The 16648-nt window shown below is 73.9% G+C and carries 13 protein-coding genes; 6 read left to right on the top strand and 7 right to left on the bottom strand.

Annotated elements, in window-relative coordinates:
- Positions 1 to 183: 183 nt before the first annotated feature.
- The 3 genes from ACWGJO_RS31135 (at position 184) to ACWGJO_RS31145 (ending at position 2998) form a co-directional block, all read left to right on the top strand.
- A complete protein-coding gene (locus tag ACWGJO_RS31135) occupies positions 184 to 1008 on the top strand; it encodes a glycerophosphodiester phosphodiesterase (RefSeq protein ID WP_452188829.1) in 825 nt (274 codons plus the stop codon).
- Between the two features lie 352 nt (positions 1009 to 1360).
- Positions 1361 to 1945, top strand: a complete 585-nt coding sequence (locus ACWGJO_RS31140) for an ATP-binding protein (RefSeq protein ID WP_452188831.1) — start codon at positions 1361 to 1363, stop codon at positions 1943 to 1945.
- Between the two features lie 69 nt (positions 1946 to 2014).
- Positions 2015 to 2998 carry a DUF5926 family protein gene (locus ACWGJO_RS31145; protein WP_359897787.1) on the top strand — a complete coding sequence of 328 codons (984 nt, stop codon included), beginning with the start codon at positions 2015 to 2017 and terminating at the stop codon, positions 2996 to 2998.
- Positions 2999 to 3273: 275 nt separating this feature from the next.
- On the opposite strand, the gene ACWGJO_RS31150 is transcribed toward ACWGJO_RS31145, so the two are convergent.
- The gene (locus tag ACWGJO_RS31150; RefSeq protein WP_452188833.1) at positions 3274 to 3918 is read right to left on the bottom strand and encodes a bifunctional DNA primase/polymerase; all 645 of its coding nucleotides are present in this window, start codon (positions 3916 to 3918) and stop codon (positions 3274 to 3276) included.
- A 617-nt stretch (positions 3919 to 4535) separates the two neighbouring features.
- On the opposite strand from ACWGJO_RS31150, the gene ACWGJO_RS31155 reads away from it, so the two are divergent.
- Positions 4536 to 5987, top strand: a complete 1452-nt coding sequence (locus ACWGJO_RS31155) for a PP2C family protein-serine/threonine phosphatase (RefSeq protein ID WP_452188835.1) — start codon at positions 4536 to 4538, stop codon at positions 5985 to 5987.
- A 126-nt stretch (positions 5988 to 6113) separates the two neighbouring features.
- Positions 6114 to 7613 carry an aminopeptidase P family protein gene (locus tag ACWGJO_RS31160; protein WP_387688777.1) on the top strand — a complete coding sequence of 500 codons (1500 nt, stop codon included), beginning with the start codon at positions 6114 to 6116 and terminating at the stop codon, positions 7611 to 7613.
- A gap of 94 nt (positions 7614 to 7707) precedes the next feature.
- On the opposite strand, the gene ACWGJO_RS31165 is transcribed toward ACWGJO_RS31160, so the two are convergent.
- The 3 genes from ACWGJO_RS31165 to ACWGJO_RS31175 form a co-directional block, all read right to left on the bottom strand.
- The gene (locus ACWGJO_RS31165; RefSeq protein ID WP_452188837.1) at positions 7708 to 8931 is read right to left on the bottom strand and encodes a hypothetical protein; all 1224 of its coding nucleotides are present in this window, start codon (positions 8929 to 8931) and stop codon (positions 7708 to 7710) included.
- 267 nt (positions 8932 to 9198) lie between these two features.
- Positions 9199 to 10647, bottom strand: a complete 1449-nt coding sequence (locus ACWGJO_RS31170) for a hypothetical protein (protein ID WP_452188839.1) — start codon at positions 10645 to 10647, stop codon at positions 9199 to 9201.
- Entirely contained in the window at positions 10644 to 11315 is a 672-nt protein-coding gene (locus ACWGJO_RS31175) for an RNA polymerase sigma factor (RefSeq protein ID WP_452188867.1), read from the bottom strand. Before ACWGJO_RS31175 ends, ACWGJO_RS31170 begins: the two co-directional genes overlap by 4 nt.
- Positions 11316 to 11658: 343 nt before the next feature.
- Between ACWGJO_RS31175 and ACWGJO_RS31180 the strand changes: the two genes are divergently transcribed.
- Positions 11659 to 12666, top strand: a complete 1008-nt coding sequence (locus ACWGJO_RS31180) for a helix-turn-helix domain-containing protein (RefSeq protein ID WP_452188869.1) — start codon at positions 11659 to 11661, stop codon at positions 12664 to 12666.
- A 72-nt stretch (positions 12667 to 12738) separates the two neighbouring features.
- On the opposite strand, the gene ACWGJO_RS31185 is transcribed toward ACWGJO_RS31180, so the two are convergent.
- From ACWGJO_RS31185 to ACWGJO_RS31195, 3 genes are all read right to left on the bottom strand, one after another.
- Complete coding sequence (locus tag ACWGJO_RS31185; protein ID WP_452188841.1) at positions 12739 to 13524, bottom strand: MerR family transcriptional regulator; 786 nt, start codon at positions 13522 to 13524, stop codon at positions 12739 to 12741.
- A gap of 86 nt (positions 13525 to 13610) precedes the next feature.
- Complete coding sequence (locus ACWGJO_RS31190; RefSeq protein ID WP_452188843.1) at positions 13611 to 14864, bottom strand: hypothetical protein; 1254 nt, start codon at positions 14862 to 14864, stop codon at positions 13611 to 13613.
- A 266-nt stretch (positions 14865 to 15130) separates the two neighbouring features.
- On the bottom strand, positions 15131 to 16270 hold the full coding sequence (locus ACWGJO_RS31195) for an LPXTG cell wall anchor domain-containing protein (RefSeq protein ID WP_452188845.1): 1140 nt from the start codon (positions 16268 to 16270) through the stop codon (positions 15131 to 15133).
- Positions 16271 to 16648: the final 378 nt, after the last annotated feature.

Raw genomic sequence — 16648 nt, forward strand, 5'->3', positions numbered from 1 at the left:
CCACACCCCCCGCATCCTTGCCTCCTCGGGCAGCCGAGTTGTCAAATTGACTGGGGGGGTCGGAGTTGTGGTTCCGCGCCCGGCGCCGGCCGAGGCGGGGGCGGCCCGGCGGGAAGGAAGACGGCCCCACAGGTTGGGGCCGTCTTTGTCCGCGCTTCACCTGTGCCGCCTATCGTTGGGCCTGTGACCAGCCCAGACCTGTCCTCGCCGGCGGCGCGCACCGTGCCGTCCGTCCAGGTGATCGCCCACCGCGGTTCCTCCCACGCCCTGCCCGAGCACACCCTCGCGGCCTACCGGCGCGCGCTCGACGAGGGCGCCGACGCGCTGGAGTGCGATGTCCGGGTCACCGCCGACGGCGCGCTGGTCTGCGTGCACGACCGCCGGATCGGCCGGGTCTCCAACGGCCGGGGCACCGTCTCGGCGATGACCCTCGCCGAGCTGGAGGCCTACGACTTCGGCGCCTGGAAGACCGGCCGCCCCAGCGTCGACCCGGAGCTGCGCGGCGTGCTGCGGCTGGAGCGACTGCTGGAGCTGGTGGTGGAGTGCGGCCGCCCGGTGGACCTGGCGATCGAGACCAAGCACCCGGTGCGTTTCCGCGGCCGGGTGGAGGCCGAGCTGCTGCGGACGCTGGAGCGGTTCGGGATCGGCGCGACCCGGGGCGGCGACCGCCCGTCCGCCCGGATCATGAGTTTCTCCTCGATCGCGCTGAACCGGGTGGCCGCCGCCGCGCCGCAGTACCGGCGGGTGTTCCTGTTCGAGCGGACCCTGCCGCTGCTCGGCCGGCTGCGCGAGGGTTCGCCGCTGCCGGGCGGGGCGCGGATCGCCGGCCCGGGCATCGAGCTGGTGCGGGCCCGCCCGCAGCTGGTGACCAGGCTGCGCGAGCTGGGGCACGAGGTGCACGTGTGGACGGTGGACGAGCCGGCCGACGTCGAGCTCTGCCTGGAGCTCGGGGTGTCCGCGATCATCACCAACCGGCCCGCGGAGGTGCTGGCGCGGCTCGGCCGGTGATCCGCCGGCGCGTCCGGGGCCGCACCCGCCCGAACCGGTCGCTCCGAACCGGTCGCTCCGAACCGGTCGCCCCGAACCGGTCGCTCCGACCGGTCACTTGCGTCCGGTCGGCCCGGTCGGATCCTCCCGATCCGATCACCCCGATCCGATCACTCTGGTCGGCAGTCAAACCTTCCTTGCGCGAAATTGCCGGAATTCTTGCACCCGGGCGACAGAGGGTGAGCACGGAATGACCTGATGTCGACCGTCGGTCGCCGCACTCGAAATGGGCTCGCGGGATCGTCCGGTGCTCGTTTCCGACGCATTACCAAGGGGCATCTCTCCCTCGGCATACGCTGAAGGAGGTCCGGGGGTGGCGTTGATGGTGGCGCGTGAAGTGCCGACTTCATCGACCATGGCAGTGCCGCACGGCCCAGCGAGTGTCGGGGTCGCACGGCGCCGACTGCGTCGAGATCTGGGTGACCGGCAGATACCGGAACCGGTCATCGATGATGCTGTTCTGATCCTTTCCGAGCTGTTGAGCAACGCCTGTCGATACGCCCGCCCGCTCGGACCGCTGCCGGCCCTGGGCCGCAGCGGCCGGGCCGAGGTGCTCGGGCAGGTGCTGGTCGGCGTCCCGTCCGGGACGCGCGCCGCACCGGGCGGCCGGGAGTCCGCCGAGGGCTCGGGCGAGCCGGACGGCGGCGTGCTGTTCCGCTGGCAGATGCACGCCGACGGGGTGCTCACCCTGGAGGTCACGGACGGCGGGGCGGCCACCCGGCCGCTGCCCGCGAGTCCCTCGCTGACCTCGCGCGGCGGCCGCGGCCTGAGCATCGTCGACCAGCTGGCCAGCGACTGGGGCGTGCGCGACGCCCCCGGCGAGGTCACGGTCTGGGCGGCGCTGCCCGCCCGGGCCCGGCACGCCCGGCGCACCGGGGGCGATGCCCGTAGCGCGTGAGCCGGGCGCGGGGAATGTGTCGTTAGGCTTCCCGGAACACAGGACCACCGTTTCCGGGAGAGCCGCAGCATGGGCAAGAAGGCCGCCAAGAAGGCGCCGCAGCGCCAGTCCACCACCGCCGTCACGGGCGAGATCCCCGTGGTCGGGGCCCGCGAGGACTGCCCCTGCGGCTCGGGCCGCCGGTACAAGGCGTGTCACGGCCGGGAGGCCTCCCACGCGGTGCAGGAGCTGGTGCACCGCCCGTTCGAGGGCCTGTCGGGCGAGGCCGACTGGGTGGCGCTGCGCGAGCTGGTGCCCGCCGCCACGGTGCCGCTGACGCTGGCCGCCGGGGTGGCGGACGGCGCCACCGGTGACGTCCCGTCGGTGACCCTGGCCACCGTGCTGCCGCTGGCCTGGCCGGCCCTGCGCCGCCAGGACGGCTCGATCCTGCTCGGCCTGCAGACCCAGTCCGCCTCCGGCGACCTCAGCCGCGACCTCGCGGACGCCCTGGAGCTGGCCCTGGCCACCGAGCCGGGCAGCCCGGTGCCGGCCCGCCGGACCGTCCCGGGCGGGCGCCGCCTGCAGGACCTGCTGGACGCCGGGGCCGCGTTCACGCCCACCGTGCACACCGGCTTCGAGTTCTGGCTGGAGGACGCCGAGGCCGCCACCGGCGAGGTCGCCGCCTCCCTGGAGCGCGCCAACGCCTCGGCCATCCCGACCGAGAAGCTCGCCGGCGTGGACTCCGCCTACTGGTGCGGCACTCCGGACAAGAACCACCTGCGCTGGGTGATGACCGTGCCGGAGGAGCAGCTGCTGGACGCGCTGGCCCGGCTGAACGCGGCCGGCGAGGCCTCGCTCGGCGCGGACACCCGCCTGGTGGGCTCGTTCCGCGCGCACGGCCTGACCGTCCCGGTGTGGGACCTCCCGCTCGCGATGACCGCCGCCGACTGCGAGAAGCCGGCCGCCGAGTTCGCCGAGCGGCTCGCCGCCGTGCTCGCCGACGGGACCCCGCTGACCGCCGAGGAGCGGCGCGCCCGCGCGAACCTGGTGAACCGTCAGGTCACCCTGAACTAAAGCGCGCAGGATCCGCGTGATACGCGTCACATTGTCGCGGTGAACGCGCAATTTCCGGGCGTGGAGGGCGTCTTGGAAATTGGCGCGGGCGCAGATCCTTGTTACTGTCTAAAGAGTCCGGCCGCTGGTGCATCCCCCGTCGCCAGCGGCCGGATCTTTTGTTTTTCCGGAACGCCCCGGTGAAGGCCCCGACGGAGGCCCCGGCGCGAGCCCTCGCACAGGCCCCGGACCCGCCCCGCGGACGGCCCCGGCGCCCCGCCCGGCACCCGCGGTCCTCAGTAGGCCGAGCGTCCGCTGTCCAACCGGACCGCCGCCTCCACCAACTCCCCCAGCAGCGGCCCGACCTGCGGCAGCCAGACCCCGCCGCCGGCGCCCGGCCGCGGTGCCAGCACCCAGCGCACCCTCCCCCGGCCTCCGGCCGCACCGCCGGGCGGCAGCGCCAGGAAGCCACCCGGCCCGTGATAGCGCAACGAGCCCGGCACCCAAGGGAGTTGGGCGAGCATCTCACCGAGCATGTCCAGCGAGTACGGGGCCACCAACAGCGCGTAGCGGCCCGGCATCGCCAGCACCGGTCCGAGCGGCAGCCGCAGCGCGCCCAGGTAGACCAGCGCCCGGGCGCCGGCCGCCGCGGGCAGGCTGACCGCCGAGACCGTGGAGCCGGTGGCGGCCAGCACCGGCGCGTCCGGGCTCTGCCGCTCCCACCACCAGCGCACCATCCGGGCGTCCGTGGTGGCGGCCAGCAGCGAGGGGTCGTGGGGGTGCGCGCCGGGGACGGTGCAGTCCAGGTCGCCGCAGGAGCACCGGCCGTCGCGCAGCACGGCGCCCGGCACCACGGGCCAGCAGTGGTCGACGGCGGCCGCCAGGGCCGCGGCGAGCCGGGCGGAACGCTCCTCCGACCGGTCCTTCGGATTCTCACGCATGGCGCTCGTTCCTTTCCCTGACCGCTCGGTTCGCTCCGCCCCGCCGGCGTCCGTCGGGATCCTCCGTGCGGGCCCGCCGCGGCACGGTCCCCGGGCGGCGCGGCGCGGGGCGGGCGGCAAGGCGGGCGGCGCGGCTTCGACGTGGAGCGGGTGTGGAGCACGACATGAGAGGGCCGCGCACCGGCACAGCCCTTGGAACGAGAATCCCGTACGCGACGGATGGACGCCGCCCGGGCACGCTTGGTTCCACCGTACGAGTGAGAGAGTTCCGGCCAGCCCGGCTCACGGGCGGCACGGACATACGATCCGGACGGCCGCCCGGGCCGTCCTCCCGGTTCTGCCCGTTCGCGGCCCGCTCCATGCCTCCCGGCCCGACCGGCGCGCGTACCAACCCCGCGCGCCCCGCGACCGGGTCGCGATGGATGTGGAACGGGCAACCGCGTCGTCCTGGATCTGGACATGCCCCGAATGGCCTGTGTAGAAGTGGTGGCATTGCTGTCGATCAATGACGAGTAGTAGCGAATCGAGGCGAAACGCGCCCTAAGGCCGTGCTCGCTCCACATTGGCCGTATCTGGGGGTTTCGCATGGCACGTAGCACCGCGTCAGGAGTGACGGCATGAACGAGTCCCACCCGTTGACGGCCCTCCCGTCGACGACGACCGCCGAGCCGGGCGAACCCGGCTGCGCAGGCGGGCTCACCGTCCTCGACCTGCCGGACCTGCCCGGCCCCGTCGACGCCCTGGACGGCACGACGGACGCCCGCACGGCGCCGTCCGCCGCCGTGCAGGACCGTTTGGCCGGACGCCTGTCCGAAATCACCAGCCTGCACGAGCACACCGAGCGGCTCGCCCGCGCCCGCGGCCTGGCCGCCACCCTGGACACCGTCCTCGCCTCCGGCGCCGCCCTGCTCGGCGCCCGGCGCGGCGTGCTGGTCACCAGGCGGCCCGGCGGCGGTCCCGGACAGCCGGTCGGCTTCGGCCTCGACCGCGCCAGCCTCGGCGCCCTGGAGACCGTCCCGACCGAGCAGAGCCTGCTGGCCCGGCTGCTGCGCGAACGGGACCGGCCCGCCCGGCTGCACTCCCGCGACCTCGCCGAGGACCCGGCCATCGGCGCCCGGCTGCGCGAACTCGCCGTCCACCTCGGCCTCGGCGGCGCCTACGGCCTGCCGCTCGCCACCGCCGAGGACGGCCCGCTCGCCGCCGCCCTCTGGTTCTACGACGAGCCCGCCGAACCGACCGAATGCCAGCGCGAACTGGCCCGCCACTACTGCGAGATCGCCGCCCCGCTGCTCGCCAAGCAGCTGGAGGCGGACCGGATCGCGCGCACCACCGAGGCGCTGCGCCGCGGCCTGCTGCCGGACCGCCTCCCCCAGGCCGCCGGGCTGCGGCTGGCCGCCCGGCTCGTCCCGGCCGGACTGGAGTGCTCCGTCGGCAGCGACTGGTACGACGCGATCCCGCTGCCGGACGGCACCATCGGCCTCACCGTCGGTTCCGTCTCCGGCGACGGCCCCGGCGCGGGCCCCGGCTCCGCCCCCGGCGCGGCCGCCGCGATGGGCCGGGTCCGGGCCGCGCTGCGGGCGTACGCGGTGCTGGAGGGCGAGGACCCGGTCTCCGTCCTGGGGGACCTGGAACTGCTGCTCAAGACCACCGAGCCGAGCCGCTCCGCCACCGCCGTCTACGCCTGGGTCGAGCCCGAGGAGCGCCGGGTCACCCTGGCCGGCGCCGGGCACTGCCCGCCGGTCCTGGTCGGCCGGCACGGCGCCGAGTTCGTCGAGACCTCGCTCTCCGCCCCGCTCGGCATGCTGGCCTGCTGGGAGGCCCCCGGGGTCGAGTTCACCGCCGAGCGCGGCGACACCCTGCTGCTCTACACCGAGGGCCTGGCCCGCCGCTTCGGCCCGACCCTGCACGCCGGGCAGGCCAACCTGCGCCGCGCCGCCGCCGACGCCCCGCGCGACGTGCGGATCGACCCGGACCGGCTCTGCGCCCACCTGCTGGCCGTCTGCCCGGCCCCGTCGGTCGCGGGCACCGCCACCGACGACCTGATGCTGCTGGCGGCCCGCTTCGAGTGAAGGTTCGGACCCGAAAGGGGCGGGCGGCCCGGCGTCCGTACCATGGACGCACGGCCGCCCGCGCGTGTCGCGATCCGACACCTCCCCCGAGGGGCGGCGGTACCACCCCCCAAGGAGGCGTTGCACGTGACCGAGGACCGTACCCCCGCGGTGGCCGAGAACCCCGAGGCCGAGGGCGGCGAGGAGCCCGAGCAGCACAAGGGCCGCAAGAACGGTCTCTACGGCGAGATCTCCGACGAGCTGGCCGCCTCGATGAAGTCCGGCTGGGCCGACACCGAGCTGCACGGCCTCTCCCCGGTCGCCCAGGCCCCGTACGCGGCCGAGCGCCGCGCCGCGCTCTCCGCCGCCTTCCCCGGCGAGCGCTTGGTCGTCCCGGCCGGCAACCTGCGGGTCCGCTCCAACGACACCGACTACGCGTTCCGCGCCTCCAGCGAGTACGTCCACCTCACCGGTGACCAGACCGAGGACGCGGTGCTGGTCGGCGAGCCGACCGGCGACGCCGGCCACGCGTTCGTGCTCTACCTGCTGCCCCGCTCGAACCGCGAGAACGGCGAGTTCTGGCTGGACGGCAACGGCGAGCTGTGGGTCGGCCGCCGGCACAGCCTGAGCGAGCAGGAGCAGCTGCTCGGCCTGCCCGCCCGCGACGTGCGCCAGGCCGCCGAGGAGCTGGCCGCGAAGGCCGCGGACCCCGCCGTGCCGACCCGGATCGTCCGCGGCTACGACGCCGGCCTGGAGGCCGCGCTCGCCGACGCCCTGGACGAGGACAAGGACGCCGGCTTCAAGGAGTTCCTGAGCGGCCTGCGGCTGGTCAAGGACGCGTGGGAGATCGGCGAGCTGCGCGCCGCCTGCGACGCCACCGTCAAGGGCTTCACCGACGTGGTCCGCGAGCTGGGCCAGGCCGTCGCCACCTCGGAGCGCTGGATCGAGGGCACCTTCTGGCGCCGCGCCCGGGTCGAGGGCAACGACGTCGGCTACGGCACCATCGCCGCGGCCGGCCCGCACGCCACCACCCTGCACTGGGTGCGCAACGACGGCGACGTGCGCCCCGGCGAGCTGCTGCTGCTGGACGCGGGCGTGGAGACCAGCACCCTCTACACCGCCGACGTCACCCGCAGCCTGCCGATCAACGGCCGCTTCACCGGGCTCCAGCGCCGGATCTACGACGCCGTGTACGACGCCCAGGAGGCCGGCATCGCCGCGGTGCGGCCCGGCGCCCGGTTCCGCGACTTCCACGAGGCCTCGCAGCGCGTCCTGGCCGAGCGGCTGCTCGCCTGGGGCCTGCTGGACGCCTCGGTGTACGACGTCGAGAAGGTCCTGGAGCTCGGCCTCCAGCGCCGCTGGACCCTGCACGGCACCGGCCACATGCTCGGCCTGGACGTCCACGACTGCGCCCACTCGCGCCGCGAGGAGCACGTCGACGCGCTGCTGGTCCCCGGCATGGTGCTGACCGTCGAGCCCGGCCTGTACTTCCAGCAGGACGACCTGACCGTGCCGGAGGAGTACCGCGGCATCGGCGTCCGGATCGAGGACGACATCCTGGTCACCGCCGACGGCAACGAGAACCTCTCGGCCGGCCTGCCCCGCAGCGCCGAGGACGTCGAGGCCTGGATGGCCTCGCTCGCCTGAGCCGCCGCACGACGGCCGTGACGGGGTCACGGTGAAGGGCCCGGCCTCCCGAGCAGTGGGAGGCCGGGCCCTTCGGCTTCGGTGCGGGCGTCCGTTACCGGCGGCCCTGGGGGTCGAAAGCGTGCCAGCGGGCGGCCTGGTGGCCGTTCGCCTCGGCACCCACCTGGACGTCCACGTCGAACTGCGGGGCCTGCTTCATGGTGATCCGGAAGGAGTAATCGACCGAGTCGCCCCACCGGTTGACCTCCAGCCCGGTCGGGGCGACCGCGGTCAGACCGTTGCAGTCCTCGCGCACCTCGACCGGCTTCCAGGCGCCGCCGGCCATCACCTCCAGCGTGACGTCGTCCGGGGTCAGCCAGTTGGCGCTCGACAGGCCCACCACGGGGTGCAGGTTCGCGGTGCCCTCGGGCGCGGCGACCACGAAGCCGAACTCGGCGGGGGTCGTACCGACCTTGAGGCTCGACGCCGACACACCGGTCACCTCCGGGGCGTGGCGGTCGACGACCACGGCGTTCAGCTCGGCCTTCGCCATGTCGCGGTAGTCCGCGGAGTTCGGCACGGGGGCGTCCGCCTCGATCGTGATCCGGCCCGGACGGTTGGCCGAGGAGAGCCGCATCCGGTACTCGATGGTCCGGCTCTCACCGGCGGCGAGCGTGAAGGCCCCGTCCTTCCGGTTGATCACATAGTCCATCCCGGTGCCCGTGCTGAGGTTGTCGAGCTTCTTCCAGCCCGAGGCGTCCTTGCGCTCCAGGGTGCCCTCCGCCATCGCGATCATCGAGCAGGGCGCGCCCTCGTACAGCTGGGTCGACACCACCGGGGCCACGTTGCGGGTACCGGTGGCGTCGTTGTTCTTCCAGGTCACGGAGAAGGACACCAGGTCGTTCAGCTCGATCTGCTGGTTCTCCTTCAGGCCGCCGAAGGTGATGCCGACACCGCTTCCGCCGGGCTGGGCGCCCTTCGGGGCGGCGGGCTTGGCCGGCTTGGCGGGCGCCGGCTTGGCAGCGACCGGCTTGGCCGGGGCCTTCGCGGCCGGCTTGGTCCCGGCGGCGGGGGCCGCGGGGGCCTGTGCCGCGGGGGCGTCGGCGGCGGGTGCGGCGGCGGGCGGGGCCGCCTCGGTGGTCGGCGCGGCCGGGGCGGGGGTGGTCGGGACGGCGCCCGCGCCGGGGGTGGCCGAGGAGGTGACGGCCGGGGTGGAGGCGGGAGCGGAGGCGGCGACGGACGCTCCGCCGTTCGTCGGGCCGCAGGCGGCGACACCGACGGCGGCGACGACGGCCAGCGGGACGATCTTCGCAATACGGGCGATAACGGACGCGTTCATGTGACAGTCCCCCCAAGGACACGTGGTGATGAAGGTGATGGTGATCGGGTGAACGGGCGCCCGATGTCGCGCCCCGAGGAGCCGGCCCGAGCCCCCCGGCTCCGCCGGCTCGCTCTCCCCGCCTCTCACCCTGATAGACGTCCATCCCGCCGGGGGGTTGCAGGCGGGTTCGAAGAAATTTTTCGCGGACTTCGCCCGGAACACCGAAAGGCGCCGTGACCAGGGGAGATCCCCGGTCACGGCGCCTCGACGGCCCGCTTGGGACGGCTACTTCACGACCGTCACCGGGACGATCACCTCTTTCAGGGAGGTCAGCGGCGCGGAGCCGTCGTACGGCAGCGTCGCCTGGACGGACACCGGCATCGTGCCGGGCCCGTCCAGCTTGTCGAGGCTCATCCGGTACGTCACCGTCCTGGACTCCCCCGGCGCGAGCGAGAACTGGGCCTGCTGGCCCACCATGGCGTAGTCCATGCCGCCGCCCATCCCGAGCGGGATCTCCTTCCAGACGCCGGCGTCCTGGCGCTCCAGCCTGCCCTTGTTGATCATGACCATCTCGCTCGGCGGCGTCCCGGCGTACTCCTTCGTGTAGACCAGCGGCTGGAGCTTGTCGTAGGCCTTCGGGCCGGTGTTCCGGTACGTCACCGTGAAGGTCACCGGGGTGCCGTTGGTGGACACCTTCTGTCCGGCGCCGATGCCGCCGTCGACCGTGATCGCAATGTCCTTCGCGCCCTTGTCGGACGGGGTCAGGGACGGTGACTTGTGGCCGCTCACGTCCAGGCTGTTGACGATCGCCGTCAGGCCCGACTGGTAGTCGCTCTTGAGCCCGTTCGCCACCACGAAGACCTGGTCCAGACCCATCCCCCACAGCTGGGCGGTGAAGGTGTCCCCGGGCTTGCAGGTGACGTTCCACTGGGTCTTGTCGATCGTCCTGCCGGCCACGGTGGGCTTGGTCCGCACGGGTGCGCCGACCGAGGAGTAGCCGTTCTCGGGGAAGTAGGGCCGGCCCCAGATCGGGCAGTTCGGCTGGTGGCCCCAGCCGCTGTCGGCGACCAGGTCGTCCGTCGTCGGCCAGGCACCGCCGCCGATCTCGTCCGGGCTGTTGTAGACCACGACCAGGACGCCGTACGGCTCGCACTTCGCCGAGTCCCAGCCCTGCTGCGGGTCGGTCGGAGCGCCCGGACTCAGGACGCAGACCTGACTGGTCGAAACCGGCACCGCCTTCCAACCGGCCGGAACCTTGAACCTGACACCACGGAAGGTGTACGAACTCGCCGTACCGGTCGGTGTGTTGGAGGCCGGTGGGGCGGAGGAGGAGACGCCGTCGGCGGCCGGGACCTCCGGCTCGGCCGCACTGGTGGGGGTGCCCGGGTCGGCGGGGGTGGCCGTCGGGCTGGGCTCGCCGGTCGGATCGGGCGTCGGACTCGGCACGGCGGTCAGGGTGGCGGCCGGGGGCGGGACCTGGTCCTGGGCGACCGGCTCGCCGTGGAAGGTGAGCACGCCGAGCGCCATGGCGGCGGCCAGGCCGAGCGGCACGGTGACGGCGTACACCGGGCGCAGCCGGCGGATGCGGTTCTTCGGGGGAGCGGCCGGTCGCAGGTCGGCCGCCGTGACCATGGAGGCCCGGGCCGTCATCGCCTCGCGGAGCAGCCGTTCCGTCGGTGTCTCGGCCGGCCCGTCGCCGTCGCCGCCGATGCGGCGGGGGAGCTTGTCGGTCATCGAACCTTCTCCAGGTGCTTTTCCAAGGCGTCCAGAGCGCGGCTGGCAGTGGACTTCACGGCGCCCCGGGACAGTCCCAGGGTCTCGGCTATCTGCGCCTCCGACATGTCGGACCAGTAGCGCAGCACCAGCACCTCACGCTGGCGGGGAGTCAACTCCTGCAGGGCCACCAGCACCCGGCGGTGCTCGTCGTTGAGCACCGCGTGGTCCTCGGCGGACGGGGCGTCGGCCACGTGCGGCGGCACGTACTCGCGGGCGGTCTTGCGGCGGCGAAGCATCGAGCGGGCCCCGTTGACCACCGAGGTGCGCAGGTAGCCGAGGGCGTTGTCGAGGTCGTCCAGCTCCTCGCCGTAGCGCTGGTAGAGCTGGGTGAAGGCGTCCTGCACGACGTCCTCGGCCAGGTCCTGGTGGTCGACCAACAGGACCGCCATCCGGACCAGACCGAGCCGGTGGGCGTGGTAGAGGTCGGTCAGGGTGGGCCGGTCCTCGGCGGGCTTCCGGCCGCCGCGCAGCAGCCGGAACCCGGAGCGGCGCTGCTTCGCCTCCTGCTCGGTGGCGACGGCGGCGAGCGGCTCGCCGGCCTCCTGCGCTCCGAACAGCAGGGCGACGGCCCCGCGGACGGAGAAGCCGCGCCCCCCTGCCGGCGCGACGGTCGGCCCGATGGCCATGGACATGTGCGCTTCCGCTTTCCCCCGGGACGGTGACGGCGGCCGCCGTTCCGTCAGATCCACCTGATCAAGATCGCGATCGGGGGGATCATCCCAGCCGCCCTCTGCCGGGTTCCCTCCGCCCCCGTACCAAAGGACGTGTGACGGAGGTGAAGGTTGCAGTCGGGTTCGAAGAAAATTCCGAAGGGGCCGGGACAGCTACACTCACCGGCATTCCGCCACCCGTGAGCAGGGGGTTCGCATGGCCGAGCAGAACGTCTCCGGCCCGGCCGGCGCCCCGGTCGCCGAAGCCGCCGTCGGGCCACGGCCGGTGGCCGTCACCATCGGCCGGCGCCCGGAGCCCGTGCACGACGTCGCGGTGTACGCCTTCCCGGGCATGGCGCCGTTCGAACTCGGCGTGGTGGTCGAGGTGTTCGGGCTGGCGCGACCCGAGCTGACCGGCCTGCTGGCGACACCCTGGTACGGGCTGAAGGTGTGCGCCGACCGGCCCGGTACGGCACTGGAGGCGGTGGGCGGCTTCACGCTGACCGCCCGGCACGGGCTGGACGAGCTGGCCGCGGCCGACACCGTGGTGGTCCCCGGGGTGCCGAACGCGTTCGGCGGCGTGGGGGCATCTCCCGGTCGCCAGGGCGGCGGCGTCTCCCCCGCCCTGGTCGAGGCACTGCGCACGGCGCACGCGCGCGGCGCCCGGATCGTGTCGATCTGCTCGGGCGCCTTCGCGCTGGCCGCCGCCGGGCTGCTGGACGGCCGGGTGGCGACCACCCACTGGCGGTACGCCGAGCTGCTCCAGCAGCGCTACCCGGCGGTGCGGGTCGATCCGGACGTGCTCTACGTGGACAACGGCGACGTGCTGACCAGCGCGGGCAGCGCGGCCGGCATCGACCTCTGCCTGCACCTGGTCCGCCGGGACCACGGCGCCAAGGTGGCCAACACGGTGGCCCGGCGCTTCGTGGTGGCGCCGCACCGGGACGGCGGGCAGTCCCAGTTCATCGAGGCGGCGGTCCGCCCGGTCGAGGAGGAGGACGACGGGATCGCCCGCAGCATGCAGTGGGCGCTGGACCACCTGGCCTCCCCGCTGACCATCTCGCAACTGGCCGGCGCCGCCCGGATGTCGGACCGCTCGTACCTGCGGCACTTCACCGCCCGCAACGGGACCAGCCCGATGCGCTGGGTCGTCACCCAGCGCATCGCGGCCAGCCTGGCGCTGCTGGAGTCGCCGGAGGGGTCGGTGGAGGAGATCGCCGCGGCGGTCGGCTTCGAGAGCGCCGCGACCTTCCGCCACCACTTCGGCCGGGTGATGCGCACCTCCCCTACCGCCTACCGGCGCTCCTTCGGACGCGGGGCGGCCTGAGCCCGGCGCTCCTTCGGGCACGGGGTGGGCGCGGGCACGGGGTGGGCGCGGGATGGCCCGGGCGCGCGCGGCCTACTGCCCCGCGCGCTTCTCCTCGCGCCGGTCGGCGTTGGCGAGGACGGCGTCGTGCAGCCACTGGGCCAGGCCCGGCGCGATCTTCTCGTAGACGTCGGTCCAGCGCGGGTCGGAGACGTACAGCCCGGCCAGGCCGCGGTGGATGGTGTACGTGCAGTCGTAGAAGTTCCGGCAGATGTGCTGCCGGTGCTCCTCGGCGAGGTCCGTGGCCACCGGGCCGTCGGCGGGCTCGCCGGCGGTGAGCGCCTCGGCCAGGCGGTCGTTGAGCCCGGTCATTTCGGCCTGGATCCGCTGCCAGTCGGCCTTGGAGTAGCCGCCGGTGCGGCGCTGCGACTCGGCCCAGGCCGCGGTGTCGCCCCACCGCTGCTCGGCCTCCTGCTCCCAGTCCTCCTGGTAGTCCTCGCCGAAGATCTCGAACTTCTCCTCCGGGGTCAGCTGAATGCCCATTCTCCGTGCCTCCATGGCGTGTTCGACGGCTGAGGCGAGTTCCTGGAGGTGACTGATCCGGTCGGTGAGCAGCCGGTGCTGCCGCCGGAGGTGTTCGGTCGGGCTGACCGAGTCGTCGTCCAGGATCGCCGCGATCTCCTCCAGGGGGAACCCGAGTTCTCGGTAGAAGAGGATCTGCTGCAGCCGGTCGAGGTCGGCGTCCGTGTACCGGCGGTAGCCCGACCGGGTACGGCCGGCCGGGGACAGCAGACCGATCCCGTCGTAGTGGTGCAGGGTGCGGACGGTCACCTTGGCGATCTTCGCCACGACGCCGACCGAGTAGCCCTCACTGGTCATCGGAGTTCCTCCCTGGTGCTGACCACCACCCTCGGCTCTCACGTCGCGTGAGGGTCAAGCGGTGAACGAGGGCGGGCCCTCCCGCGTCAGACCCCGGTGCCGGCCGGCACCCGCACGCGCCGTCGCCCGCCCCGGCGGCCGATGGCACCGCCGTCGCCGTCGCCGTCGCCATCGCCCGGCGCACCGGACCGCGGCCGGCGGGACCGCTGCGCGGGCCAGAACAGCACGTACGCGGCGGAGACCACCACGAAGGCGAGCCGGACGAAGCCGCGGGCCGCGTCCGACGGGAGGAACAGCGTGCCGCCGTACAGCGCGGCCAGCGCGATCCAGCTCCACCACGGGACGAGCCGCTTCTGCCCCACCGCGTCCCAGAGCAGGGTGCCGAGCAGGATCGAGGCCGTGTAGTAGGTGTAGACGCTCGGGTCGAGCAGGACGCGGGCGTCCGCACCCAGCAGCACCACGGCCGGCCAGCGGCCGCGCCAAACGGCGACGCAGCCGAGCCCGATGCCGAGCGCGAACTGGGTCGGCCGGTCCCACCAGGGGGTGGCCGGGTCGGTGACCCCGAACCAGCGCAGCGCGGAGGCGGGCTGGTTCGGGATGGTGAACTTGGCGGCCGCCATGGTGTCCAGGTTGCCCAGGTAGAACGGCAGCCAGGCGATCGCCACCAGGGCGCAGAACCAGAGCGCGGTGCGCAGCCAGGCGGGCCGGGGCAGCGCCAGGATCAGCGGAGCGAAGGCGATCGCCCAGGGCTTGGAGTCCACCGCCAGGGCCAGGAGCACCGCGACCTGGACGGGCTTGCCGCGGGCCAGGGCGTGCGCGGCGAGGGTGGTGAAGAACAGCGCGAGGACGTCGTCCAGGTGCGCGAAGCGGACCGAGACCTCGACCCACATCGGGATGAACGCCAGCCCGGCGATCAGCAGCCGCTGCTGGAGCCGCCGGTGGTTGATCCCGGTGCCGAGGTAGTACAGGGCGGCGGTGCGGCCGACCACGACCAGCATCACCAGGCCCAGCCCGGCGCTCACCGCCTCGGCGATCAGCTCGCCGGTGTGCGGTGCGAACGGGGCGGTGAGCCTTGCCGCGGCCAGGCTCACCGGGCCGATCTGGAGCTCCGGGTGGCGGGCGTAGAGCGACAGGCCGCCGTCGGGCTGATCGCTGAAGAGCAGTTGCTCGCCCTGGCGCAGGTAGTGCCAGGAGAAGCCGCCGCTGGGCTCGACCAGGAGGAACCAGAGCACCGTCCAGGCGGCCAGCAGGACGTGGTGCCTGCGCAGCGGCAACCCGGCGATCCGCCCGGTCGCCGCCTCGTAGTCGGTGGTGGCCCGTGCCGTGCGTGCTGTCCGCACCTGTCCTCTCCCCGCCGTTCCGCCCCCCCTCCGGCCGGACATCCTATGTGACGGAGGAGAACCGTCCGCGCCGCCCGCGGATCCGTCCGACGGGACGGTGCGGGCGGCGCGGGAGGCTCCGGGGACGCGCCCGGAACGACGGGAGCGAGCGTGCCCGGGAAACGCCGGGAGGGCCGGGCCGGGAGGGGACACCGCCCGGGAACGCCGGGAGGGCCGGGCCGGCATGAGCCGCGGCCCGGCCCTCCCGGGCGTCGGTGCGTTCCGGGTCAGCCCTGCTGGGCGGACTTGCGGCGGCGCAGCACCACGAGGGTGCCGACACCGGCCGCCAGGACGGCGCCGCCGGCGGCCGCGATGGCGGTGGTGTTGTCACCGCCACCGGTCTGGGCCAGGGCCTTGTCGCTGCCGTCCGCGGCGGCCTTGGCCTTGTCGACGGCGGCCGGGGTCAGCGGCGGCGGGGTGATGACCGGGGGCACGACCGGGAAGTCGATCGGGCCGGCGGTGTCGCCGCTGCTCTCGGCCGGGGCCGGGGCGGTGGCCGAGCCGGAGGGCTCGCCGGTGGCCGGGGTGGTCGGCTTCTCGGTGGGCTTCTCGGTGGGCTTCTCGGTCGGCTTGCCGGTGGGCGTCTCGGTCGGCTTCTCCGTCGGCGTGGCGGTCGCGGTGGCCGACGAGGAGCTGCTCGCGGTCGGGCTGGGCTTGCCCGTCTGGGTCGGGGTCGGGCTGGGCTTGCCGGTCTGCGACGCGGTGGGCGTCGGGGACGGCTTGCCGCCGCCGTGCGCCTTGATGACGAAGCCCACGCCGCCTTCGCAGCTGAGGTGGCCGTTGTCGACCGGCTGGTGGCTGGAGTCGTCGAGCTCGGCGGCGAAGACGACCGGGACGACGCCGGCCCGGCCGAGCGGGGCACCGTCGGTGAAGGACGCCCGGACCTTGATCGGGACGTTCTTGCCGCGGTTCACCCCGAGCAGGTCGTCGGCGACCGGGTTGCCGGCCCCGTCGAGGGTGCCGAGCATCATCAGGACGGAGTCGTTCTTCTCCCCGCTCTGGTCGGGGGCGACCACGGCGGTCTGCCACTCACCCCCGGGGAGCCGGTACTGGACCTTGAGGTCCTTCGCCTGGAGCGAGCCCGCCTTGTTCTTGAACTTGAGCAGCGGGATGAAGACGAAGTCGTGCTTCGTCCTGTTGTCGACCTTGAAGGTGAACTCGCGGGCGTCACCGCCGGCGATGAAGGTGCCGGGCACGCCGTTCAGCGAGAGGTCGAGGCTCGCGCGCGACGCCTTGTCGGCCTGCTGCGCGACGGCGGACGGGGTGCCGGTGGCGCCGACGGCCATGGCGCCCTGGGCGCCGGCCAGGACGAGCGAGGACGCGAGCGCGACGGCTCCGGCAAGGGCAAAACTGCGACGTATGGACAAGGAGACCTCACGGAAGTGTCCGGGCGAGGCCCGGGGCGCGAGGGGGCGGCCGGAGACGCCACGTACCCCCCGCGAAGCTGAAAGTCCGACGGAGAGTACCGAACGACCCGACCGGTCCGGAAGCCGGGTGGCACGCTACGAATCGAACCCGGGGGCGGAGTGCCCGAATCATCCAACTCTGGCCACTCATAAGGCTTTTGCGCCTTGCCCCGGGTCGACCTCCGGGGTACCGCGTGACGGGTACACGTCCGAAAGACGGTAGCGCACGGCCCCGGCGGCGGGGGCGGACGGGCGCGACGCCCGGTCCGCCGGGGCCGCCGGAGCTGCCGGAGCTGCCGGAGCTGCCGGAGCCGCACTGTCCGGGCGGACCCGGCCCGG

Source organism: Kitasatospora sp. NPDC054795 (genome assembly GCF_053611565.1).